This is a genomic window from Acinetobacter sp. NCu2D-2, from assembly GCF_001647675.1.
Classification (GTDB): domain Bacteria; phylum Pseudomonadota; class Gammaproteobacteria; order Pseudomonadales; family Moraxellaceae; genus Acinetobacter.
Map to the genome: position 1 here is coordinate 433,177 of NZ_CP015594.1, position 24,542 is coordinate 457,718.

Here is a 24,542-nt window from a genome sequence, read left to right on the forward strand (position 1 = left end):
GTGTTTTGATTAGTTTTTATACGATTCATATAAAATTTAATTATAAATTTTTTGAGCGCTTTCTATTTTCCTAAACCGTTTATATCCCCACAAGTACTGTTCTGGAGCGACATTAATCATGCGCTCCATTTCTTTATTCAGGGTATCAACAGACAGCTGTATATCCTTAGATAAAATATCTTTAGAAAGCTCAGTTACAGTAATATCATAACCTGATAAATCTTTACGTCTTAAGCAACTTAGACCAATCACTGAACACTGTGTTTTTGCAGCAAGTTTAGACAAAAGCGTAGAAGATAAAGCATTTTGGTTATAGAAAGGGGAGTAAATCCCACCACTTTCCTTGGGCACATGATCAGGCAAAATGGCTGAAAACCCACCTTGTTTTAAATGCTTAAATAGTGCTCTTACGCCAGTATCATCCGTTGGTACTAAAGTGGCATTAAGTCGTTGACGAGCTTCCAGCATAAACCGATTTAAATCTTCGTTTTTGCTGGGTTTATACATAATCACAGGTGAAGTATGTTGATTCACCCACACATTAAGGAGTTCCCATGTACCAAAATGTGGCACCACAGCTAGGCAACCATTTGGGTTTTCTAGGGCCTTAAAGAAAATCTCTTGTCCATGAATTTCTTTAATTAAACTCAAGGCGTAATCTGAACTCGATCCCCAAATTTTTACCGATTCTGCATAGGTCATGCACTGGCTTTTTAAGCTGGCTTTAACCAAAGCATCGCGTTCTTGCTCGCTTAATAAGGGATAAGCCGATTTAAGATTAATCTCAGTCACACGACGTGCAGAAGAATTGGTCATATATAAAATAGACCCTGCAGTTTTGGCTAAGTTTTGAATAAAACCAAGTGGCAATCGAGCAAAATTTTTGAGGAAAGAATACATAGAAATAACGGTATTAATCCTTTTCAGGATTGCCCTTTAGAACCATATAGATTAAAGCCACAAAGATGACAAAAGCACCAATAATACTGCTTAAACAGAAGTATAAAATACGTTCATTGGTATCGAGTTGGAATAGGTTATTGGCAAGGATATAACGCATAAACATCCATTGCACCACAGAGAATACAATTAACATGATGCCACGGTTACGAACAGCAGGACGCATCGCCATTGCCAAATCACCTAAAAGTAGAAACTGAAGCTATTATGCCACTGTCGTGCAGGCTTCTCAATGCAATAAAAAAGCCCTGCTAGAACAGGGCTTTTTTATTCAAATCATCAAGAAATTATTCTTGAGATTCAGCTTTTGGTTTTTCACGTAAGCGAATACCCAAATCACGCAGTTGAGTTGATTCAACTGGTGCAGGTGCTTGAGTCAATGGACATTCAGCAGTTTTGGTTTTCGGGAATGCAATCACGTCACGGATTGAAGATGCACCAGTCATCAACATGACTAGACGGTCAAGGCCGAATGCCAAACCACCGTGAGGAGGCGCACCGAATTTCAACGCGTTAAGTAAGAAGCTGAATTTCTCTTCTGCTTCTTCTTCAGAAATACCAAGCGCTTCGAAGATCGCTTTTTGCATTTCTAGGTTATAAATACGAAGTGAACCACCACCGATTTCAGTACCGTTCAATACCATATCGTAAGCAACAGACAATGCCGCACCTGGATTGTTCTTCACTTCTTCAACGCTTGATTTAGGAAGCGTGAATGGGTGGTGAACAGATGTCCATTTACCATCGTCAGTTTCTTCAAACATTGGGAAGTCAACAACCCAAAGTGGTGCCCACTCGCAAGTTGCAAGTTTCATGTCATGACCGACTTTGATACGTAAAGCACCCATCGCATCGTTTACGATTTTCGCTTTATCTGCACCGAAGAAGACGATATCGCCATTTTCAGCGCCAACACGTTTCAATAGATCAAGCACGATTGGCTCGATGAATTTAACGATAGGAGATTGAAGACCTTCAATACCTTTTTCAAGTTCGTTGACTTTGATGTAAGCCAAGCCTTTCGCACCGTAGATACCCACGAATTTAGTGTATTCGTCGATTTGGCTACGTGGAAGCGCGCCAGCACCTGGTACGCGAAGCGCAACGATACGGCCTTTAGGATCTTTTGCAGGACCTGCGAATACTTTGAACTCAACGTCTTGCATCATGTCTGCAACGTCAACGAGTTTCAAAGGAATACGTAAGTCAGGTTTGTCAGATGCATAGTCACGCATTGCATCTGCATAAGTCATACGCGGGAACTTGTCGAATTGAACGTTTAGAAGTTCTTTGAACATCTTAACAGTTAAACGTTCCATCAAATCCATAATGTCATCGTCACTCATGAACGATGTTTCAACGTCGATTTGGGTGAATTCAGGCTGACGGTCAGCACGTAAGTCTTCATCACGGAAACATTTAGCAATTTGGTAGTAACGATCAATACCACCCACCATCAACAACTGTTTAAATAGCTGTGGAGATTGTGGAAGCGCATAGAAGCTACCGTTAGAAACACGGCTTGGCACTAAATAGTCACGTGCACCTTCAGGAGTCGCACGCGTTAAAATTGGTGTTTCAACGTCTAAGAAACCATTTTCTTCGAAGTAGTTACGAATCAAGTTAGTCAATTTAGAACGGAAACGAAGACGATCTAACATTTCTGGACGACGGATATCCAAGAAACGATATTTCAAACGTACTTCTTCAGAAATATTTGTATTGTCGTCATTCAATGGGAATGGCGGAGTTTCTGAACCAGCAAGCACTTCGATTTCTTTACCAAGAACTTCGATTTGACCGCTAGTCATATTCGCGTTTTCAGTACCTGCGTAACGACGACGTACACGGCCTGTAATTTTTAATACGAATTCTGAACGTGCTTTGTCCGCAGTTGCGAATGCTTCAGGAGTATCTGGGTCAATAACCACTTGAACAAGACCATCACGGTCACGCATGTCAAGGAAGATAACACCACCGTGGTCACGGCGACGGTGAACCCAACCGCATAATGTTACGGTTTGGTCAATTTGAGCTTCGGTTAAAGAACCGCAGTAATGAGTTCGCATCATAGCGTTAGAAATCCAACTATATGGGTTAAGGTCAGCGAATACGTAAACAGCGTACCGCTTTTAGTAAAGGTAGGATTATGCCTCTTTGGGCATTCAGTCACAAGAACTTGAACAAAAAACTCAACATTTTGGTCTGTTTGTTAGGAGATTTACCCTAAACGGTGGTTCCGATCCAAGAATAAAAATAGTAAGCATCCCAAGCTAAATACAATCAATGCCGTTTGACTAAATTCATTAATCATACGCCCAGTAAAATAATAAAGATCAGAACGAATCAGATCAGAAGATAAATGCCGAAGATAATCGAGTACAGCGCACAAACCAGCAACAAATGGCACGATAACCAGTCCTCGGCGGAAATATCGAATAGAGCGGCTGACTTGTAAATGTTGCTGAAATTTACGGTAGTAACTTAGACAAGACCATGCAATTAAGGGTAAAACCAGTGCAGAACTGCCAAGTTGCAGTAGACGATGCATTGGATAATGCTGCCCAAAGAGTTGAACTGTACTTGCTAAAAACTCTCGAAAGGCAAAGGTTCGAAAATCGGCATGGGTTAATCCATCCCAAATCAAATGTGTTGCGATACCAATTATCAAGGAAATAATGAGCAAAACAATAAATTTGATAGCGGATTTCCATGTATTCAATATAACTGGATCTTGTATGCCTATGCAACGATATACCACAGGGCGATATAACCCATACCACAGCAGGCTAAACCCCAGACCGAGCCATAAAGTAATACCAAAAATACTGCTCCAAAGATGAGTCAGATTAGATTGTTCTTGAGTAAATAATCGATAAAGGTCGGGTGCCATACTGCCAATGACTAAGCCCGCAATTGGGAGTCGATAGCCAGTAAGATAAGAGATAGGATGGGCAATCACCGCATGTGACACAGTAAAAGGCATGATGCTCGATCATTAAACAATAGTTGGATGAGCTGTAATTGTAAGACATTTATCTAATGGGCTTTGCTTTTTATTGCAAAAATATTGAAATGTTATATTATAACATTATTCGATTTTTGATTATTCTGAGCTTGGGTCATGGCGTTTCATAAGAACTTAATTACACTCTCTATTTTTGCGATGGTTACACCAACGGTATTTGCACAACAAGATCAACAGCAACCACCTGTACAAACGCTTGAAACTATTCATGTTCAAGCCCATCCATTGGTACAAACTGCAGCAGATTTTGCAGTAGCAGATCATGTCATTGATCAAAAAGCCTTAGCAGAGCGAGCAACGACCATTGGTGATGCTTTAGCAGGTGAGTTGGGGGTATATTCAAATCAATATGGTTCGGGCTCGAGCCGCCCGGTAATTCGTGGTCAAGATGGGCCTCGTGTCAAAGTACTACAACATGCCTCTGAAACAGCTGACGTATCAAGTTTATCGCCAGACCATGCTGTAACTGTCGATCCGATCTTGGCGAAACAAGTCGAAGTGATTCGTGGTCCATCGACTTTACTTTATGCTGCTGGAACTGTCGGTGGTTTAGTGAATGTTACCGATCAAAAAATTCCAACCCAAATGCCTGAAAATGACTTAGATGGCACAGTCGGTGTGCGCTATAACTCAGGCAGTGATGAGAAACTAGCAAGCGCAGGTGTAACAGCAGGGATCGGTGAAAACTTTGCACTACGTGTTGAAGGGACAAAGCGTAAAGCAAATGACTATATCGCACATCAAGGTTATTTCACTGAACACGAACATCACCATGAAGGTGAAGAACCTGAACTGCATCGCGAAAAAGCACGTCGTGTCGACAATACTTTTGCTGAAGGTGAAACGATCAATATTGGTGGTTCATGGATTCATGATCGTGGTTTTGTTGGTGTTTCTTATAGCAATCGCCAAGATCAATATGGTTTGCCAGGACATAGTCACGAATATGAAAGCTGTGCCGTCAATGGTAATGCTTTAATTGGCTGTGGGGAAGATCAGGATGAAGAAGGACATCATCATGGCGGACCTTGGGTTGATCTAAAGTCAGAACGTTATGCTCTACGTACTGAATTAGCAGAACCTTTTGCAGGTTTTCAAAAATTACGTGCCCATGCCAGTTATACCGACTATAAGCACAATGAAATTGAAGAAAATGAAGTCCTGACCACTTTTAAAAGCCAAGGTTATGATGCACGCCTTGAGCTAGTACATAATCCGATTGCTGATTGGGAAGGGGTGTTTGGTACACAATATAATCGCCAAAAATTGAATATTTCAGGTGAAGAATCGTTAATGGCGCCCAATACTACTGAGAAATGGAGTGTATTTGGTTTAGAACATAAACAGTTTGCTGATGTACATGTTGAGCTTGGTGCGCGTATTGATCAGCAAAAAATTGACATTGATTCAGCACAAAAAGATTTTAGCGATACTGCATTTTCAGGTTCAGCAGCCGCAAATTGGGCGTTTGCACCCAATTATAAATTATCCTTAGTAGGCTCACATCAACAACGTCTACCACAGGCGCAAGAGCTTTATGCCAATGGTAAACACTTTGCGACCAATACATTTGAACGCGGCAATCCAAATTTGGATGTAGAGAAATCCAACAATCTTGAGCTTGGTCTACATTATGAAGGGGATCAGTTGGATTACCACGTACATGTTTATCACAACTGGTATGACAACTATATTTATGCGGCGACTACTGCGCGTGAAGATAATTTCCGTCTTGTTGATTACACCCAAGATAAAGCCAAATTCTACGGTGCAGAAGCTCAAGTAGGCTATGCCATCAATGACACTTATAAAGTCAGTGTGTTTGGGGATTATGTACGCGGTAAAATTGACAGTGATAATGCACCAAGAGTACCTGCTGGACGTTTAGGAACGAAAGTTGAATCTGATTTTGCAGATGGTTGGAGTGGTATGGCGGAGTATTACCATGTATTTAACCAAGACAAAATTGCGGATTATGAAACTGTAACGCAAGGCTATAATATGGTGAATGTCGGACTCAGTTATGCCAATACCTTTGCAGATAAAAATGCCTATCGTGTGTATTTAAAAGCGAATAATCTGCTGGATGACCAAGTGTATTCACACACATCGTTCTTATCGAATATTCCACAGGTAGGTCGTAATTTTACTGTAGGTTTAGAATATAACTTCTAAGTGTTAACTTAAGTTCAGTACTGGATGGATCTAGGTCTGAACACAGAAATGCGCTTGATAAATCTCAAGATAAAACCTAGTCTGAGCATATTGGATTAGGTTTTTTCTTATGCGTATTTTTCAACGGGTTCATCAAAAATTAAATTGGTCAAAACGCAAATATGTCGGTTTGATTCTTGGCATGTTGGCAATCGGGTATATTTCATCTGCGCTCTATCATGTTTATAAGCCGCTGCCAGCGGGTCTAAATTTTAAAGGCGCATTGCGTCATGCAGAAGTGGAATTCTTGGCTGATCAAACTTATGTAGACGGCTCAGAACAAAAACAACAGCATGTGATCTTCAAAAATATCTTAAAGCTGATTGATGAAGCGAATAGTTTGATTGTGATTGATATGTTCTTATTTAATAAGGAAATTGGTCAATCACAACAGCAACATGAGAAATTAACGCAACAATTAACTGATGCACTCATCAGCAAACGACTGGTTGCACCTCAAGTCGAAATTAAAGTCATTACAGACCCAATCAACTCAGTTTATGGCGGAATTGCACCTGAACATTATCGTCAATTACGCCAAAATGGCATTGATGTGATTGAAACCAATTTAGAGCCTCTACGCGCATCAAATCCAGTATGGTCTGGGATGTGGTATTTGTGCTGCCAAGGTGTAGAGAATAATGCGGAAAGTGGTTGGTTACCAAATCCAGTGGGAGAGGGAAAAGTCACCTTACGAAGTTATCTGCATTTAATTAATTTTAAAGCCAATCATCGTAAAACAGTTGTGGTCGATACCAATGAAGGCTGGAAGGCTTTAGTGACATCAATGAATCCACATGATGGAAGTTCGCGTCACTCTAATGTCGCATTGGTGGTCAAAGGTAATACCGCAATTGATGTACTCAAAACCGAACAAGCCGTTGCAACTTTATCTAAAGGTGAAATTCCCGGAATTATTATTGGCGAATATCAAGCGGCTAAAACTGAACCTCAGGTTCAGCTACTGACGGAAAACGCCATTTACGATGCCGTATTAAATACTATCAAAAGCAGCCAAAAAGCAGGTATTGAAATTGATTTGGCGATGTTCTATTTGTCAGAACGTAAGATTATCGAAGAACTAATTGCGGCACATCAACGTGGTGTCAAAGTCCGTGTTTTACTTGATCCCAATAAAGATGCATTTGGTCGAACTAAAAATGGCATTCCTAACCGTCCAGTGGCAGCAGAATTGCATCAGGTAGGTGTGGATGTACGTTGGTGTAATACTCAAGGTGAACAATGCCATAGCAAAATGCTGATTAAACGTGACCTGTACAATACGGAAATGATTTTAGGTTCAGCAAATTTTACCGCGCGGAATTTAAAAAATTATAATTTGGAAACAGATTTACGTGTCATTGGTGGGCGTGATGCGCAAGTCTTTAAAGATGCAAATCAGTATTTTAATGCAGCATGGTCTAACCTGAATGGCAAAAAAATGAGTGTGGACTATGCTCAATATGCTGATGAATCTACCATGAAATATTGGTCGTATCGCTTCTTAGAATGGAGTGGAATGGCGACGTTTTAAATTAATTTTGAATCTCCCTATATCCCTCTTTAATAAAGAGGGATTTTCCTCCCTTTATTAAAGGGAGGTTAGGAGGGATTAATTAAGCCTGTGGATTTGGCGGAATAATTTTATCCAAATCTTTATCTGAGATTTGATCAAGTTCAGAAATATCAGTTTTAATTTTCCATTGGGTTTCGTCATCGACTGGGTTTGGTAAGCGTGCTTCAAGCCAGTCACAAACGATGTCAGGTGGAAAATCAGCATGGTTACATTGAATCACCCATGACAAGAAATCTTTAGCTACGCCATTCATATAGGGAGGTGGTGAAACAGGTAAGAATTGAGTCGGTAGGCGCTCATTTTTAGAAATATAGTTCAGCACATGACCGAGTTCTTGTATGGTTTGCCATGCAAGTGGATGATCTACATCAATTTGGAACTTAAACCACCACGCATGTTTGCCATCTGAACCATAGGAATCAATCAGGTTTTTTTGAATACTGGGAACTTTACAAAAAAATTCATATAAACGATCAAAACTTAAATCTGACACGAACAATGATCCAATGAATGAAAAATCGGATTTTAGCATAAAGCGATCGGACAATTTTTCTTAGTCTTTGTAATAAGCAATGTTTCAGATTACAAAAAATTGCAGCAGTATGGTTTTTATCCATATTTTCTACCGATATCTTGTTTAAGATAAGCATATAGGCTGAAAGGTGATTGAGATGAAAAGACAACATGTTGGGGTCATTTTGGGTGCAATGCTGATGGCAATCTCTGTGGCAAGTTTTGCAGCCAATCAGGGCACGATTGTCAATAATCCGAATGCCTATCGCTATCAGGTGCTGACCGATAAAAATGCATCACTTTATCCTCCACGCCCACAGCGACCTATACCGCCACATCATAAATATCCACCTGTATTGCCAAGTCATCCACCAATTCAAAATGGTGTGAATATTCAGTACCGTGCACCGACGACTATCTATCAAAACTCAAATAGTTATACCTGGGTGAGTGGCGATCCAAATGTGGCACGACTTGAAAGCTCGAATTATGTCTTGATTACAGACTGGAAGAGCCTCGGTTTACCTGCGCCGCCAACGGGAACCTATTGGATATTAGAAAATGGACGTTATGTCCTTGTGCCGAATGACTAATCAAATGCTTACTCGACACCAAAAAAATGCCTCTAAAAAGAGGCATTTTTGTTATTAAGATTATGCAAGTTCATCATCTTCAGGGCGTGGTGTTTTGCCTGGTGGTAGCGGTTGATCGGCTTCTTTCGCACGGATCACTGAAGGGAAGGTCCAAGATGCATAGCGGACAACTAAAATAGCAAAGGCAAGAATCAGAATAGACCCTGTAATCATCATCTGTTCAAGGCTAGGTTTATGTGTATGTTGAATATCAGAAATTAAGAGGCGTGTTAGCGCGGTTATCGCAATATAAATTAAGAAACGTACTGGCATATGATTGGTTTTAAAATAAATGCCCACCATCGCACCTAGTTCTAAATAAATGAAAAGTAGAAGAATATCATCAATCGTTGCAAACTTTTTAATGGTCAATATTTCAATCACGGTATGACCCGCAGACCAAATCACCATGCAGCCAATAATAAACAGTGCAATATAGTGAAAGCTTTCTACAGCAATGTTGCCAAAGCGATCGAGTAGGCTCTCGACCTTATGGATTTTATGATCTCGTTTTGACATTTATTCCCCCCCTAGTAAATCATTTTTATGTGATTTATATAACAGAAAAAACGGGGTTTGTGTCTAATGCAAAGCAACTAAAAAAATTCGTACTAAATATTGAAAAATTTGTACTTTTTTCATGCTAAGTTGCTATATTGTATAAGTTAGACATAAATAAAAGGGAGAACAAAATGTTAGATAAAATTCAAACAAAAATTAGCCAACTTCAAGCAGGCAAGAAATTGATTCTCGGTGCCGGTATTAAATCTGATGACATGATCAAAGTGGTGGAACTTTGTGAATCCTTGCAATCAGAAGGCGAGATTAAGATTGTGAATAAACATTTAAATCCAAAAATTGATAATCAGCCAGACACCATTTTGATTGAAAAAGTTTAATTTTATCTATAAAAAAACGCCTGCAATTGCAGGCGTTTTTTATGTCTGAGCTTATGCTTGATTTGTGAAGTAGTCTTCAGAGAAGCTTGCAATCACTTCGCAGCCAGATTGAACTTTTGCAATACGTACATTTAGTTCAGGTAAGATGCGTTGAACATAGTAACGTGCTAGAGAAAGTTTGTTTTGGTAGAAATCACCATCTTTATCTTTAGCAGCATTGGCGATACGTGCAAACATATACGCGAAGCTCAATAAGCCAACAGCATGTAAGTAGTCAACAGCAGCTGAATTTGGGAATTCTGCATTTTCGGCAGCAGCTTCTAGAACAAACTTGGTTACGAGTTCAATTTCAGAAGCAGCATCAAGTGTCGCGTCTTTAATGAAGTTGAGTTCAGCATCTAGGTCATTGGCGAAATCACGAATTTCTTGGATGTATTCAGCAATAAATTCACCATCGCACTTAATAGTTTTACGACCAATTAAGTCTTGAGACTGAACACCGTTGGTACCTTCATAAATTTGCGAGATACGTAGGTCACGAATACATTGTTCCATGCCCCATTCGCGGATATAACCGTGACCACCGAAGACCATTTGTGCATCAAGCGTTGCTTGGAATGCAGTATCCGTTAAATATGCTTTAGCGATTGGTGTAAGTAGGGCAACGCGATTGTTGGCTTTTTTCACCGCTTCTGCATCGGTAGAGAACTTAGTAATATCGAGCTGTTGACCAACATATACAGCGAAAGCACGAGATGCTTCGTTATTGGCACGCGCATTCAACAACATACGACGTACATCTCCATGCACTAAGATGCTGTCTGCTGGTTTGTTTGGTGACTGAATACCTGATGCACTACGACCTTGTAGACGATCAGTCGCATATTGCGCAGCATTTTGATACGCAAATTCAGAAGCGCCTAAACCTTGGATCCCCATAGATAAACGTTCATAGTTCATCATTACGAACATTGCTGCAAGACCTTCATTTTCTTTACCAACAAGGTAACCTTTCGCGCCGTCGAAGTTCATCACACATGTTGCAGAGGCTTTAATCCCCATTTTGTGTTCGATTGAACCAGGACCTACAGGGTTACGCTCGCCCAGAGAGCCATCTTCATTGACTAAGAATTTAGGCACGATAAAGAGTGAAATACCGCGTGAACCCGCAGGCGCATCTGGGGTTTTCGCAAGTACAAGGTGAATGATGTTTTCAGCTAGGTCGTGGTCACCACCTGTAATAAAGATTTTAGTACCTGTAATGTTATATGTACCATCTTCATTACGTTCAGCTTTAGTTTTGATAATACCTAAGTCTGTACCTGCATGTGGCTCCGTTAAGCACATGGTACCTGACCATTCACCTGAGTAAATTTTAGGTAAATACGTTTCTTTTTGCGCTTGTGATGCATAGCTATTTAAGGCCATGCCTGCACCTACAGAAAGCAGTGGATAAAGCATGAAAGATGGGTTGGTTGCGAACAGCATTTCATCAGCAAGAACAGTCAGCATTTTCGGCATGCCTTGACCGCCCCATTCTTCGTCTGCGCCTAAACCAATCCAGCCACCTTCAGCATATTGTTTAAATGCTTCTTTAAAACCAGCAGGAGTAGTGACATTGCCATTATTATAAGTCGCGCCTTCTTCATCGCCTGTGCGGTTTAAAGGAAGAGTGACGTTTTGCGCAAATTTAGCCATTTCTTCAAGAATAGCTTCGGCAGTCGCAGCATCAAGATGTGCTAAATTCTCGTTATCTTGCCAAAACTTTTCTGCATGAAAAACATCATTCAGAATGAACTTCATATCGGCAAGCGGCGCGTTATAAATTGGCATAATTTTCACCCGTTTATTGTTTGAGTAAGTTAAATTCGTTTTCGGTTTTAGTCAGTCTAATGCATTAAAAATCTTATTGTTAGACGACTAAAGGTTAATTCTGTAACTCTTTTTTATAAAGAAAAAGGACTGCCTACCCTGTGACCGTCCTTTTCCTTTTACCACAATTTAAGTTGAACTCAACTTAGAATGCGAAGTGTTCTGCATCAAGTGCCATTAATGGTTCTAAACCACCAGCGATCACGTCAACGTGTGAGCGAACACGTGGCAAGATTTTCTTGAAGTAGAAGCGAGCAGTGGTCACTTTTGCATTGTAGAAGTCAACGTCAGTTGTACCTGCTGCAAGTTGTTCTTGTGCCACAAGTGCCATACGTGCCCATAGGTAAGCTAAAGTCACGTAACCAGAGAAGTAGAGGTAATCGACTGCAGCCGCACCCACTTCTTCAGGGTTTTGCATTGCACGCATACCAATTTGCATGGTCAAGTCGCCCCATTCTTTGTTCAATGCAGCAAGTGGTGCAGTGAACTCTTGAAGTGCAGCGTTGTCTTTGTTGGCTTCAACAAATTTATGAATAATCTTAGTGAAGTCTTTCAACATTGCACCTTGAGTACCCAACACTTTACGACCTAATAAGTCGAGCGCTTGAATTTCAGTCGTACCTTCGTACAAGCACGCAATACGTGTATCACGTACGATTTGCTCCATACCGTGCTCAGAAATAAAGCCGTGACCACCGAATACTTGAACACCGTGTTTCGCAGCTTCAGAACCTGTTTCAGTTAAGAATGCTTTAGCGATTGGGGTAAGAAGTGACAAGATGTTGTCAGCAAATTTACGATCTGCTTCTTCAGTTGCATGTTCAACCACGTCAGCATATTGAGCCAATAGATAAACAAGTGCACGACCACCTTCTGCATATGCTTTTTGAGTTAAAAGCATGTTACGTACAGCAGGGTGAACAATAATTGGATCTGCTTCTTTTTCTGGTGCTTTAGGGCCAGAAAGTGAACGCATTGCTAGACGATCTTTTGCATAGGTTAATGCACCTTGGAAAGATGCTTCAGATGCAGCAAGACCTTGTACCGCTGTACCAATACGTGCAGTGTTCATGAACGTGAACATGCAGTTTAGACCACGGTTTTCAGGGCCAATTAAGTAACCTTTTGCGTTATCAAAGTTGATCACACAAGTTGCGTTACCGTGGATCCCCATTTTGTGTTCGATTGAACCACAACGTACGCCATTACGTTCACCGATTGAACCGTCAGCATTTAAGTTAAACTTTGGTACGATGAATAACGAGATACCTTTCGTACCTTTTGGTGCGCCAGGTAGACGAGCAAGTACGATATGGATGATGTTTTCAGCCATGTCGTGTTCACCAGCAGAAATAAAGATTTTCTCGCCAGAGATTGCATAGCTACCGTCTGCTTGTGGTTCAGCTTTAGTACGGATAATCCCGAGGTCAGAACCTGCGTGAGATTCGGTTAAACACATGGTACCTGTCCAGACACCTGAAACCAGGTTAGGAAGGTAAGTGTCTTTTTGTTCTTGTGAACCGTGGTGTTCTAAAGTACGTACAGCACCGTGAGAAAGACCAGGATACATACCCCAAGCCCAGTTCGCAGTACCGACCATTTCAGAAATCGTAATACCTAGAGAGTTAGGTAGACCTTGACCGCCGTATTGCTCTTCAGCAGATAAAGATGGGAAGCCTAGTTCGATATATTTTTGATACGCTTCTTTAAAGCCAGTAGGTGTAGTGACAACACCGTCGTTCCAAGTACAACCTTCACGGTCGCCGACTTGGTTAAGAGGAGATAATTCATTTTCACAGAAGTCAGCTGCAGCTTCTAGGTACTGATCAACCAACTCACGGCTTACGTTACCTTGGAATGCAGGAAGTTTTGCATAGTGATCTTCAGCATTTAAAAGTTCATGCAGAACAAATTGCATATCACGTAAAGGCGCTTTGTATTGTGGCATAGCTGTTTCCTCAATACTGGTCTAACCAGCGTTATAATCCTAAATAAACAATAAAACGCGTCTTCATTGACACGTATTGGAATGAGTCTAATCGTGCAACATCTTCCCTGAAGGCACAAGCGTTTCAGGATAAATTCTTGGTGACTGTAAAGTCAAAGATTCTGCCCTTGAAAACGCTAAATTGCTTGAGTGTAAACACTTTTCTTGAGCAATACATGATACGAATGGTCAAAAGATGAAATTTTACTTACAACAAAAAAGGCACTCAATCTGAGTGCCTTTTTTTAATGAGGAGATGAATTATTTGCTTGCGTTATTTAACTTCGCTGGGCGTTCAGGTTGGAAATGAACCTGACATTGACCATTGATCGCTTGTTCGCCTACTTTAATTTGGACTTTTGCACCATCTTTCTTGCCTTGGCAAGCGTCTAACCATGCTTGTTGTTGTGCCTGACGTTCAGCGCGGCGTTGTTCCAATTGCTTTTTGAACTCTGCTTTTTGAGCATCTGTCAAATCTTCACCACGTTTTACACGGTGTTCGCCGCGCATCGGTTTATTTTGTGCTTTAAAGGCTTTTAAATCTTTAGCATCAGGTTTGAAGTGAATCGCACAGGTACCAGCCAGTGTTTTATCACCAGATTTAATCGTAATCGCGGAGCCAACTGCTTTATTTTCACAAGCAGTTTTCATTTGCTTGAATAATTCAGCACGCTGTTCGCGAGCCGCTTCAAACTGTTGGCGCTGTTCAGGTGTTAAATGTTTTTTAGCATGATGTTTATGTTTGCCATGATGTTTCATCATTGGAGATTGATCAGTGGAGCTGACATTACTGGTAGACTGACACGCAGTTAATGCACCCATAGATAAAACACTTGCGCTTACTAAAGCGATTTTTGTCATAGCTTTCATCATGTTATTACCTTGATAACCTAATTTATGTTTTAAAGAATAGACAATAAACATGTAGAAACAATGAAGAGTTTTTTGGTGCAGTGTTCGCTACAATAGCAATATAGAAGAAAAATTGAGATTTTGATTTGAATATTCGCCGCATTCCAATTGCATTACGACTTTTTCTGACCGTGTTGTTTACCACTTTGGTAATTACGACAGTGAGTCTAGGTGTTTTGCATTTGAATATGCAAAGAAACTTTACCAAATATGTTTCTGATGTCGAGATGCAGAAACTCGACCATGTGATTGAAAATTTGGCCGAAGTTTATGCTGTCTATCAGGACTGGGGAAATGCAATTCAAGCGCAAAGTTTGCAGATTGAAGGGCAGGCTGCACCTGATGATTTTGACCGTTTATCACGTTGGTGGTTACGTCGTCAGTATGATATTGCCTTACAGCAGCGTTATTTCCAAGAACATACTGTGGCAAATGTCGCACCTGCACTGGTTGATTCTGATCCTGAGAAACGTCAGGTCAATGAAGCAGAGTTACGTTTACTTGCACAGAACTTGCCTTCCCAATTTCAGCCATTTGAGGGCTTAAAGTTTCCACTGAGTTCAAATCAAAGTTTGATTCGTACAGATCGTAATAAAGATAAACAGCAAACAGTGGAAAACACTGGTAAGAAACAGTTTATTCAAATGCCTGACCGTTTAGGTTTAAGTGCGCGATTATCTTTATATGATGCGAAACGCCGTTTTGTGGTTGGTGAAGCAACTGAAGAGCAAATCTCATATCGTCCAATTATGGTCGAAGGTAAGATTGTCGGTTATTTGGGATTAAAACCAGTTTTAGATCAGGATGATGCACTGAGTATTAATTTCTTTAGTAATCAGAAACGTTATTTGTTCTTGGTCTACGGACTTAGTTTCTTAGCGAGTTTGATTGCAGCCTTATTACTTGCGACATATTTCAAAAAACCGATTCAGCGTTTACTTCGTGGAACACAGGAATTAACCAAAGGAAATTATCAACATCAGGTTAAAGTAAACCGTAATGATGAGTTGGGTGATTTATCGAAAGAAGTGAATGCTTTGGCAACTATTTTGGATCAGCATGAAACTTCACGCCGTCAATGGGTTGCGGATACCTCACATGAGTTAAAGACACCTTTAGCTGTGTTGCAGGCACAAATTGAAGCGATGCAAGATGGTATTCGTAAACCTACACCAGAACACTTTGCATCTATGCTGGGGCAAGTGACGAGTTTGAAAAAGTTAACCCAAGACTTGGCAGCATTGGCACAAGCAGATGCACAGCAATTGCAGATTTATAAATCCGATGTAAACCCTTGGGACGTCGTGCAAAATGAGTTACTCAACTTCCAACCTAAGTTTGATCAAGCAGACTTAACGGTGATTGCGGAAGGTGAAGGTACCATGCTTCATCTAGATTTAGATCGCTTTAAACAAATTGTGGCGAACTTACTCAGTAACAGTATTCGCTATACTGAAGCAGGCGGTAAAGTACACGTTCATACAGAACAAAATGATCGCGAATGGTCGTTATATGTCGATGACAGTCCGTTTGGTCTGACGGATGAACAGTTAGAACGTATTGGTGAGCGATTCTACCGTGTGGATGATTCGCGAACACGTGCCACAGGCGGTACAGGACTCGGTTTGGCATTATCGTGTAAAATTGCCCAAGCATTGGGTGGACAACTTACATTTGCACATTCACCATTGGGTGGTTTACGCTGCAAATTGACCTTTCCTAAACAAATGAAAGCATAAGGAAAATATTCATGAAACACATCATGCTGGTTGAAGATGAAGTTGAACTTGCACAGCTGGTGCGAGACTATTTAGAAGCTGCTGGTTTTGAAGTCAGTATGTTTCATGATGGTCAGGAAGCCTATAACAGCTTTACTCAACGTAAGCCAAGTCTAATGATTTTGGACTTAATGGTGCCACGTATGGATGGTTTGACCATTTGCCGTAAAGTACGTGAACAGTCAGACTTGCCGATTATTATGGTGACTGCACGTACTGAAGAAATTGACCGTGTGTTGGGCTTAAACATGGGCGCAGATGATTATGTTTGTAAGCCATTTAGTCCAAAAGAACTTGTTGCGCGTGTGCAAGCGGTGTTACGCCGTTTAGATCGTAAGGCTGAGCCTGAAAATAACGATTTATTCCGTATGGATAAATCTCAGCAACGTATTTGGTACCAACAAAAAGCCTTGAACTTAACCCCAACAGAATTCCGTTTATTAGAATTATTCTTGGAACATGTCGGTCAAGTCTATTCACGTGCGCAATTGCTTGATCATATTAACCCTGACAGCTTTGACGTTGCTGACCGTGTGATTGACAGCCATATTAAAAACTTACGCCGTAAGATTTCAGATGCCGCTGAAACAGGCAACCGTCATGAATGGATTCAAGCGGTGTATGGCGTGGGTTACCGTTTTGAATATCCTGAAGACTAAGGGTTATAGTAGTCAAATCGCAAAAGCGAATGGCAGCAGCTGTTCGCTTTTTTTATGTAAAAACAAAAATAACAGGATGAAATGATGCAGATTCAAATCCGAGCTGAACAAGTAACAGACATCGAACCGATTACTGACTTAACCCAAGCCGCATTTGCTGATGTGGAATACTCTAGCCATACCGAGCATCTGATTGTTAATGCACTTCGAGTACGAGAAAAATTAACGCTGTCTTTAGTCGCTGTGATCGATGATCAGCTTGTAGGGCATGTGGCAATTTCACCGGTACGATTGTCATCAGGTAACGCAGGTTGGTATGGTTTAGGCCCTATTTCAGTTCAGCCTGAATTACAAGGTAAGGGTATTGGTCGTGCATTAATGCATGAAGTCCTGCAACAACTCAAAGCCTTAGGTGCAGCAGGCTGTGTCTTGTTAGGGGATCCGAATTATTACCAAAAATTTGGTTTTAAGGCCTATGCGCAACTAAGTTTAGCCGATGTACCGCCTGAATATTTCCAAGCAATCATTTTTACCGGAACTGTGCCTCAGGCCGAAGTGTTTTATGATGAAGCTTTCTATGTGGAAGCCGAATAAAAAATATTATTTTTAAGTTTATATTCATGAATACTTTATGAGTAAATTGAGATGCTCTAAGACTTGTATTGCTGTAGATCTGATCAAGTAGATTCGCTGAAAATATAAGAAAGCATTACAATTCAGTTTTTCTTCAAGATGAGAGACAGGTTTGCAGAGCTCCACGCCACAGCTTCAGCGCCGTTTAAAGAATCGCCATATCCAACTTATCGCCATGGGCGGTGCCATTGGTACAGGTTTATTTTTAGGTTCAGCCCATATTATTCAATCCGCAGGCCCATCCATTATTTTGGGTTATTTGATAGGTGGTCTAATTGCATTTTTAATTATGCGCCAATTGGGCGAAATGATTGTGCATGAACCCGTGACAGGTTCATTTAGTTATTTTGCATTTCAATATTGGGGTAAGTTTCCAGGCTTTTTAACAGGTTGGAACTATTGGGTGCTATATATTTTAGTGGCCATGACGGAGCTGACCGCCATTGGTAAATATATTAACTATTGGTGGCCGCATATTCCAACATGGGTTTCTGTACTCGTCTTCTTTATTGCGGTGACGCTCGCCAACCTTGCCAATGTCAAAATGTATGCCGAGTCTGAATTTTGGCTGTCGCTGATTAAAGTCCTTGCTATTGTGGCAATGATTATTTTTGGGGTGTATTTGCTGATGACGGCAGATGCATCATCTACAGCCTCAATCTCAAACTTGTGGGCACATGGTGGCTTTTTCCCCAATGGCTTTGATGGGCTGTTTTATATGCTAGCCTTTATGATGTTTGCCTTTGGTGGCATTGAGCTGATTAGTATGGCAGCTGCAGAAACGGAAAATCCCGATCAAAATATTCCACGTGCCGTCAATCAAACCGTGACACGGGTGTTCTTGTTTTATATCTGCTCACTCGCGGTGTTATTGTCGCTTGTGCCATGGAATCAGTTGAACGTTGGTGATTTAGAGCATAGTCCCTTTGTGATGATTTTTAGCCAAATGGGCATTGAGTGGGCAGCACATTTACTGAATTTCATTATTCTGACAGCCTCGCTTTCTGTATGTAATAGCGGCATGTATGCCAATAGTCGTATGCTTGTAGGACTAGCTGAACAGGGCAATGCGCCGAAATTATTTACACGAGTTAATCAACAAGGTGTGCCTGTTGCTGCGGTATTATTCTCGGCTTTACTGATTTTTGGCTGTGTCATCTTAAATTATTTAGTGCCTGAAAAAGCCTTAAGTTATTTGATTTATATTGTGGTGGCAGCAGCAGTATTGAACTGGATGATGATTAGTTTAATTCATCTTAAGTTTAGACAGGCGATGAAACAACAGGGGATTCAAACCAAGTTTCCTGCAATCTTTGCGCCGTTGACCAATTACCTTGTTTTAGCCTTTATGTTGATGATTTTATATATCATGTGGACACAAGGTTTTATGTTGTCGGTGTTGATGTTACCGGTTTGGATAGCATTGTTGTTTATAGTATTTAAGCTGCTGAAAAAACGAGCTTAATCGTTTAATTTCCTAAAAATATAATTACTCTTTTGTATTTGAGGATTGTGCAGTTTTTAAGAGTGCAATCCTCATCCGTTCTACTTTCTTTAACTTCGCTACTACCAACTCATAAGAATTCAATACCAAATCTTCAACCAAAGATTCCTCCATCTCATCATCTGCATAAACAGAAATCCAATGCTGTTTATTCATATGCCAACCTGCACGAATATAGGGATAAATATCCCGTAGCATAGCGCCATGATCAGGTTCAACTTTGAGGTTAATCGCAGCTTTTCCCTGTAAATGAAAGGACAGCATAAAGACTTTGTCCATGACTTTAAATACATCACAACCCTCACCAAAGGGCTGAGTCACTGTGACTTCAGGCAGTTTTAACGCAGTCGATGTAGCAATCTGATGTAAAGTCATAAATGATGGGAAAACTCAAAAGAAAACTGTGGATAATGCTTAAATTATCCACAGTTTTGGTATGACTTGTGAATAAATTAAGATGAACAGCTCACCATCACTTCAGGTACATCACTTGGCAGTGGTGCTAAATCTTCTGCACGCTCTAGCTCAGGCTGTTTGGTAAATGGCTGGCTGAGTAAGTTAAATAGGCGTTCAACTTCAGAAAAATCATCCCGTTCAGCGAGTTCAATCGCACGCTGCGCCATATGATTACGCAAAATATACTGTGGATTGGCTTTTTGCATTTCAGCATCGAGTTCATCTGTATCTTGAAACTCACGAATACTTTTGTACTGACTTAAGAAACTTTCAAAGGCACGGCGGTCTAAGCAGTCGTCTTTAATCGCTTCATAGTCTTTGTTTTGCAGTCGAATAAAACTTTGCGTGTAATCCAGTTGCTCAGATTGCAAAATACGTAAGAAGGCCATCGCACAATCAAAACTGTTTTTATGGAAATTGGGTAAGCTCATTTTTTTATTTAAGCCGAGTTTGTAATGCTCTAAGAATGTGGGCTCATAGTGCTCTAAACAAGCCGCTAAATCTTGCTTCCATTGCTCTTTATCATAATTGACAGGGCAGAGTGAAATAAGATTATTCAGCCAAGTCCATAAATTCCAATGTCCAATACTTGGTTGATTTTGATAGGTATAACGCCCTTGATGGTCGGAATGGTTATTGATCCAATTTGGACGGAAACGTTCCATAAAACCATACGGACCAAAGTCCAACGTTGAACCGGTAATATTCAGGTTGTCAGTGTTCATTACCCCATGGGCGAAACCCACCAATTGCCATTTAGCAATCATCACGGCAGTACGCTGAATGACTTTCGTTGCAAAGCTTAAAATCGGTTGTTCTGTATCTAAGCATTCAGGGTAATGCCATTCAATACATTTTTGCGTGAACTCAGGCAATAGATCAGGTTGGAATTGATTGATCCATTCAAAATGCCCTAAACGAATATGACAGTCTGAAGTCCGTAGCATCATCGCACCCGGCTCTAAAGTTTCACGCTGTACGCCTTGCGTTGATGAGGTAAAGCCAACTGAGTTACTCGATGCAACACCTAAGGCATTTAAGGCATGACCTGCTAAATATTCACGAATAGTCGAACGCAGTACCGCACGACCATCGCCCATACGCGAATAACGGGTTTTGCCTGCACCTTTTAAATGTAAATCAACAGTGTTGTTATTTTTATCTAAGATCTGAGCAATCAGTAAACCACGACCATCACCGAGTTGACCTGCCCATTGACCGAATTGATGTCCTGCATAGACCATCGCCAAAGGTTCAAATTCAGCAAAGGTTTTTTGCCCACTACAAATCTCTACCCATGTAGCTTTGTCTTCATCTGACCAATTGAGTGTGTCGGCAAGGGTAGTATTAAAGTGACCTGCCTTTGCACCGATGAGTGGCTTCGGCTGTTGATGATCATATAAACGGGGCGGGAGGGTGTTATAGCGAGAATTAAAAAGCATAGCGGTTCAATATCATTTGACTCATTTCACTATAGCAAATTTCATGTGCTAAAAGTGTTGAAGATCGTTTTAATAAGGACAACAAAAAAGCCCCGAAATCGGAGCCTTTTATCGAGCAGAACAGCAGGTTAAGCTGTAGTTTTCTTTAAGTTACGCATTAAAGTATTTAATGTTTCACGATGGTGTGACAACCGGTTTTCAACGGCTTGGAATTCAGCTTTGAGCTTGTCATCCATTTGGTGGAACTTCTCAGCCACTGCCGCTTTTTTCACTTGAATTTCTTGCTCTTTCAGTTTTGCCCAATCATTTAAGGTTTGGGTAAAGGCTTCATATTCTTGTGCAATTTTGGTTTTGGCTTGTGCGATATCAGCATTTACATCTAAACCATAGACCGCTAAATCTTGCTGTGCATATTTAAATTTCATCGCAAGTTCTGCTTTTTTGATATTAAAGCTTGGAATTCGGCGTAAGTTTTTCGCTAAACCGAGTTTAGAACAGGTCCAAATGAGCCATTTTGTTGGATCGTATTGCCACCATTTCACACCATTGCGGTAATCGTATTGGAAAATGTGGTGGTAGTTGTGATAACCCTCACCCCAAGTGGCAATGGCTAACCAAAAGTTGTCACGTGCAGTGTTTTCGTCAGTATAAGGACGAGAACCCCACATATGGCATAGTGAGTTAATAAAGAATGTAACGTGATGGCTTAAAATCAGACGAACCAAACCACCGAGTAATAATACGCCCCATACATCACCCACAGCCCAACCAATAGGAAGTAAGATGGCTGCATGTACCGCAACAACTAAGGGAACATAGTATTTGTGTTGGAACATCACCACAGGATCTTTGAGTAAGTCCGGTGCATTTTTATAATTAGGTTCTGCTGCTGGATAGTCACGAAGCATCCAGCCTAAGTGTGCATACCAAAAGCCATTATTAATTGAATATGGATCTTTTTCGACATCATCGACATGGCGGTGATGAGTACGGTGACCTGAACCCCAATACAAAATACTGTTTTGTACAGCAAAGGTGCCCATAATCATCAGGATAATTTTTAACGGTAGCGTTGCTTCATAAGCACGATGTGCCCAAAGGCGGTGATAGCCTGCTGTAATACCTAAGCTACTGACGCCTAGTAAAACAAACATACTGATCCAAGCGGCAAGACTAAAATCGTGGTTGTACGCGTAAAGAGGAATCGCAATGACAGCAACAATCGGTAAAAACACCAAAGCAAACACCGCGACCCAGTTAATTGGGGCTTGAGGTAAGGGAGCATTCATCTCCAACAGCACTCCTAGAACCTGGGTAGGTCAGATCGATCAAAAATCAGAATCCACTAAAGAATATAGGGGATATGTTTAAGCATATTAGCACGCACGAAATAGTCACACTAGCATTATTGCACAACTGTATTGTACTTATGAGTAACAGAATAATTAAAAGCAAATGTGCTAATTTTTTAAGTATCAGCATACTTAAAACATGAGTACTTCAATAGGAGTTGGAATATGTTGAAATCTATAATAATTCCGAAAATCTTAATAACCGCATCCTATTTATTTGCACTTGTACTCGTCGGTTGTCAAAGTTCAACATCTCAAAAAACAACGATAAACAGCAAAGAACGTCCTTTACATGTGACTCGAAGTCCTGATGGGCTACAGAATATTCGCTGGAAAATTTTGGAAATTGATGGTCAAAAGGCTAAATTTTTTCAACAAGATCCTTATCTAGAATTGAATGCTAATTTAAAACGTGTCAATGGACATACAGGATGTAATCCAATCTTCGGTAAGTACCAGCTCAATACACACACTGGCATAATTGACATTGATGTTAAAGCGGGTCATCAAAGTTGTGATCAGGCATTGGCTCAAGAGGCATCTTTAATGAATGCATTGAATGAAGTTAAGCGATACAAGATAGTAGGTAATCGTCTACAGATTATGAATACCACAGGTCAAATTGTATTGGTCATGCAGAAATAAACTTAATAAACTGCTTATTTTCTAAATTTAAAGATGTTCGAGCATACGTTTTGGAAAGTCAGTAATTAAACCCTGCACCCCTAAATCACGCAGTTCTTTGGCACGCTCGATTTCATTGACTGTCCACACACTAATGTCGAGTTTTGCATCTTGGGTGGCTTGAATCAGTTCACGGTTGGCAAGTTCATTCATCCAACCAATTTGACAGCAACCAAGATCGAGTGCTTGTTCAATCGCTTGATGTTGTATATCGGTTTCAATCAACAAGCCGCGTTTAAAATTGGATTGACGCTGTTGCAAGGCCTGATGAATTTTAAGGTCAAAACTGGTAATGACGGCGGTATGTTCAAAGCCTTTGAGTTGCTGCTCAATGGCAAGGGTAATTTTTTCAGCTTCAGCTTGGCTTTGCACTGCTTTGACTTCGACTTCAATATGATCAAAGTTATGAATCACATTGAGGGTTTGATTCAGCAGTGGCGTCGGTTCAACTTGATTCCAACTTGACCATGTGACTGCGTGGTTGTAGTGAGAAAGTTCCGTTTGGCTACATTCATATAAGGCTTTTTGCTGACCTGCGGTACGTACAAAATTATCATCATGCATAATAATTAAAGCGTCGTCTTTCAGTTGACGCACGTCAAATTCCACTGCACGGATGCCAAGGTTTTGAATATATTGAAAACCACCGAGGGTGTTTTCAGGTGCTTCGCCACGCGCACCACGATGTCCGATGATGCGCATTATACGATCACCTGAGCTAGATAAGATGAGGACATATTAAGAAGAAAATATGACAGGAGAGTGACGGCTATTCTGCGCCTGAAACATGCTGTTGCAAATACCGTTGACGCAGAATTTTCCGTGAAATTTATCGCATTTTAGTGGAATTATTGATCAATGGTCTCATTGATATTTTTTTGCCAAAGGACTTCTGAACCACCTTCGCTTCGTTGTAAGGTACGTGATGCGACAAATAGCCAATCTGATAATCGGTTTAAGAGTTGCATTGAAGTCGCTTGAATGTTTTGATCACGGGCATGGACTGACATCACGCTACGTTCAGCACGGCGACAAATGGCACGCGCTTGATGGGCAAAGCTACACACCAATGTACCGGCAGGTAAAATAAAGTCTTTCAGCATCGGTAAATCTTCGTTCATTCGGTCAATGTCATTTTCTAAAAAATCAATCGACACAGGTTGAACTAAGTTAAAGCCCGGAATACACACTTCACCGCCTAAGTCGAATAACCAATGTTGAATCAGGCTCAGTGATTTATCCCATTGTGCTTTATCTTCGATTGTACTTAACGCAATTTGTGAACGTAATACACCAATCGTGGCATTGAGTTCATCCACATCACCTAAGGCATTGATACGTAGATCATCTTTAGGTACACGAGAACCATCACCAAGACCTGTGGTGCCTGAATCGCCTGTACGGGTATAAATTTTACTTAAACGGTGACCCATGTGAGTTC

At 40.7% G+C, this 24,542-nt stretch carries 23 protein-coding genes; 9 read left to right on the forward strand and 14 right to left on the reverse strand.

Annotation, left to right across the window (positions count from 1 at the left end; all coding sequences use genetic code 11):
* Window positions 1-36: 36 nt before the first annotated feature.
* The 4 genes from A3K93_RS01985 to A3K93_RS02000 form a co-directional block, all read right to left on the reverse strand.
* Window positions 37-900, reverse strand: a complete 864-nt coding sequence (locus tag A3K93_RS01985; protein WP_067728461.1) for a lysophospholipid acyltransferase family protein — start codon at window positions 898-900, stop codon at window positions 37-39.
* Window positions 901-913: 13 nt separating this feature from the next.
* A complete protein-coding gene (locus tag A3K93_RS01990; RefSeq protein WP_067728463.1) occupies window positions 914-1,132 on the reverse strand; it encodes a hypothetical protein in 219 nt (72 codons plus the stop codon).
* Between the two features lie 115 nt (window positions 1,133-1,247).
* Window positions 1,248-3,032, reverse strand: a complete 1,785-nt coding sequence (aspS, locus tag A3K93_RS01995; protein WP_067728465.1) for an aspartate--tRNA ligase — start codon at window positions 3,030-3,032, stop codon at window positions 1,248-1,250.
* Between the two features lie 149 nt (window positions 3,033-3,181).
* On the reverse strand, window positions 3,182-3,946 hold the full coding sequence (locus tag A3K93_RS02000) for a DUF4184 family protein (protein ID WP_067728467.1): 765 nt from the start codon (window positions 3,944-3,946) through the stop codon (window positions 3,182-3,184).
* Window positions 3,947-4,084: 138 nt separating this feature from the next.
* Here A3K93_RS02000 and znuD point away from each other — a divergent pair, with 138 nt between their 5' ends.
* Together znuD and A3K93_RS02010 are read left to right on the forward strand one after the other, a co-directional pair.
* Entirely contained in the window at window positions 4,085-6,163 is a 2,079-nt protein-coding gene (gene znuD / locus A3K93_RS02005; protein WP_067728469.1) for a zinc piracy TonB-dependent receptor ZnuD, read from the forward strand.
* A 109-nt stretch (window positions 6,164-6,272) separates the two neighbouring features.
* A complete protein-coding gene (locus A3K93_RS02010; protein ID WP_067728471.1) occupies window positions 6,273-7,736 on the forward strand; it encodes a phospholipase D-like domain-containing protein in 1,464 nt (487 codons plus the stop codon).
* 82 nt (window positions 7,737-7,818) lie between these two features.
* On the opposite strand, the gene A3K93_RS02015 is transcribed toward A3K93_RS02010, so the two are convergent.
* The gene (locus A3K93_RS02015; RefSeq protein WP_067728473.1) at window positions 7,819-8,271 is read right to left on the reverse strand and encodes a hypothetical protein; all 453 of its coding nucleotides are present in this window, start codon (window positions 8,269-8,271) and stop codon (window positions 7,819-7,821) included.
* 178 nt (window positions 8,272-8,449) lie between these two features.
* Between A3K93_RS02015 and A3K93_RS02020 the strand changes: the two genes are divergently transcribed.
* Window positions 8,450-8,884, forward strand: a complete 435-nt coding sequence (locus A3K93_RS02020; protein ID WP_067728475.1) for an RcnB family protein — start codon at window positions 8,450-8,452, stop codon at window positions 8,882-8,884.
* 60 nt (window positions 8,885-8,944) lie between these two features.
* Here A3K93_RS02020 and A3K93_RS02025 read toward each other — a convergent pair whose 3' ends face one another.
* Window positions 8,945-9,442 (reverse strand): phosphate-starvation-inducible protein PsiE, encoded by a 498-nt coding sequence (locus tag A3K93_RS02025; RefSeq protein ID WP_067728477.1) that lies wholly within the window; start codon window positions 9,440-9,442, stop codon window positions 8,945-8,947.
* Window positions 9,443-9,615: 173 nt separating this feature from the next.
* On the opposite strand from A3K93_RS02025, the gene A3K93_RS02030 reads away from it, so the two are divergent.
* On the forward strand, window positions 9,616-9,822 hold the full coding sequence (locus A3K93_RS02030; protein WP_067728479.1) for a hypothetical protein: 207 nt from the start codon (window positions 9,616-9,618) through the stop codon (window positions 9,820-9,822).
* A gap of 51 nt (window positions 9,823-9,873) precedes the next feature.
* Here the strand turns inward: A3K93_RS02030 and A3K93_RS02035 are convergent, their stop codons facing one another.
* The 3 genes from A3K93_RS02035 to A3K93_RS02045 form a co-directional block, all read right to left on the reverse strand.
* Entirely contained in the window at window positions 9,874-11,655 is a 1,782-nt protein-coding gene (locus A3K93_RS02035) for an acyl-CoA dehydrogenase C-terminal domain-containing protein (RefSeq protein WP_067728481.1), read from the reverse strand.
* 184 nt (window positions 11,656-11,839) lie between these two features.
* A complete protein-coding gene (locus A3K93_RS02040; RefSeq protein WP_067728483.1) occupies window positions 11,840-13,642 on the reverse strand; it encodes an acyl-CoA dehydrogenase C-terminal domain-containing protein in 1,803 nt (600 codons plus the stop codon).
* A 300-nt stretch (window positions 13,643-13,942) separates the two neighbouring features.
* On the reverse strand, window positions 13,943-14,551 hold the full coding sequence (locus tag A3K93_RS02045) for a hypothetical protein (RefSeq protein WP_067731643.1): 609 nt from the start codon (window positions 14,549-14,551) through the stop codon (window positions 13,943-13,945).
* A gap of 128 nt (window positions 14,552-14,679) precedes the next feature.
* On the opposite strand from A3K93_RS02045, the gene baeS reads away from it, so the two are divergent.
* The 4 genes from baeS to A3K93_RS02065 all read left to right on the forward strand — a co-directional run bounded on the left by baeS (window position 14,680) and on the right by A3K93_RS02065 (window position 19,128).
* The gene (gene baeS / locus A3K93_RS02050; protein ID WP_067728485.1) at window positions 14,680-16,332 is read left to right on the forward strand and encodes a sensor histidine kinase efflux regulator BaeS; all 1,653 of its coding nucleotides are present in this window, start codon (window positions 14,680-14,682) and stop codon (window positions 16,330-16,332) included.
* A gap of 11 nt (window positions 16,333-16,343) precedes the next feature.
* Window positions 16,344-17,030 (forward strand): response regulator, encoded by a 687-nt coding sequence (locus A3K93_RS02055; protein WP_067728488.1) that lies wholly within the window; start codon window positions 16,344-16,346, stop codon window positions 17,028-17,030.
* Between the two features lie 84 nt (window positions 17,031-17,114).
* Window positions 17,115-17,624 (forward strand): GNAT family N-acetyltransferase, encoded by a 510-nt coding sequence (locus A3K93_RS02060; RefSeq protein WP_067728490.1) that lies wholly within the window; start codon window positions 17,115-17,117, stop codon window positions 17,622-17,624.
* Window positions 17,625-17,775: 151 nt separating this feature from the next.
* Complete coding sequence (locus A3K93_RS02065) at window positions 17,776-19,128, forward strand: amino acid permease (RefSeq protein ID WP_067728492.1); 1,353 nt, start codon at window positions 17,776-17,778, stop codon at window positions 19,126-19,128.
* Window positions 19,129-19,152: 24 nt separating this feature from the next.
* On the opposite strand, the gene A3K93_RS02070 is transcribed toward A3K93_RS02065, so the two are convergent.
* The 3 genes from A3K93_RS02070 to A3K93_RS02080 form a co-directional block, all read right to left on the reverse strand.
* Window positions 19,153-19,542 carry an MmcQ/YjbR family DNA-binding protein gene (locus A3K93_RS02070; RefSeq protein ID WP_067728494.1) on the reverse strand — a complete coding sequence of 130 codons (390 nt, stop codon included), beginning with the start codon at window positions 19,540-19,542 and terminating at the stop codon, window positions 19,153-19,155.
* A 77-nt stretch (window positions 19,543-19,619) separates the two neighbouring features.
* A complete protein-coding gene (locus A3K93_RS02075; protein ID WP_067728496.1) occupies window positions 19,620-21,065 on the reverse strand; it encodes a protein adenylyltransferase SelO in 1,446 nt (481 codons plus the stop codon).
* Between the two features lie 128 nt (window positions 21,066-21,193).
* On the reverse strand, window positions 21,194-22,354 hold the full coding sequence (locus A3K93_RS02080) for an acyl-CoA desaturase (RefSeq protein ID WP_067728498.1): 1,161 nt from the start codon (window positions 22,352-22,354) through the stop codon (window positions 21,194-21,196).
* Window positions 22,355-22,582: 228 nt separating this feature from the next.
* Between A3K93_RS02080 and A3K93_RS02085 the strand changes: the two genes are divergently transcribed.
* Window positions 22,583-23,062 (forward strand): META domain-containing protein, encoded by a 480-nt coding sequence (locus A3K93_RS02085; RefSeq protein ID WP_067728500.1) that lies wholly within the window; start codon window positions 22,583-22,585, stop codon window positions 23,060-23,062.
* Between the two features lie 27 nt (window positions 23,063-23,089).
* Here A3K93_RS02085 and A3K93_RS02090 read toward each other — a convergent pair whose 3' ends face one another.
* Complete coding sequence (locus tag A3K93_RS02090; RefSeq protein WP_067728501.1) at window positions 23,090-23,803, reverse strand: glycerophosphodiester phosphodiesterase; 714 nt, start codon at window positions 23,801-23,803, stop codon at window positions 23,090-23,092.
* A gap of 146 nt (window positions 23,804-23,949) precedes the next feature.
* Complete coding sequence (locus A3K93_RS02095; RefSeq protein WP_067728503.1) at window positions 23,950-24,534, reverse strand: cob(I)yrinic acid a,c-diamide adenosyltransferase; 585 nt, start codon at window positions 24,532-24,534, stop codon at window positions 23,950-23,952.
* Window positions 24,535-24,542 lie beyond the last annotated feature (8 nt).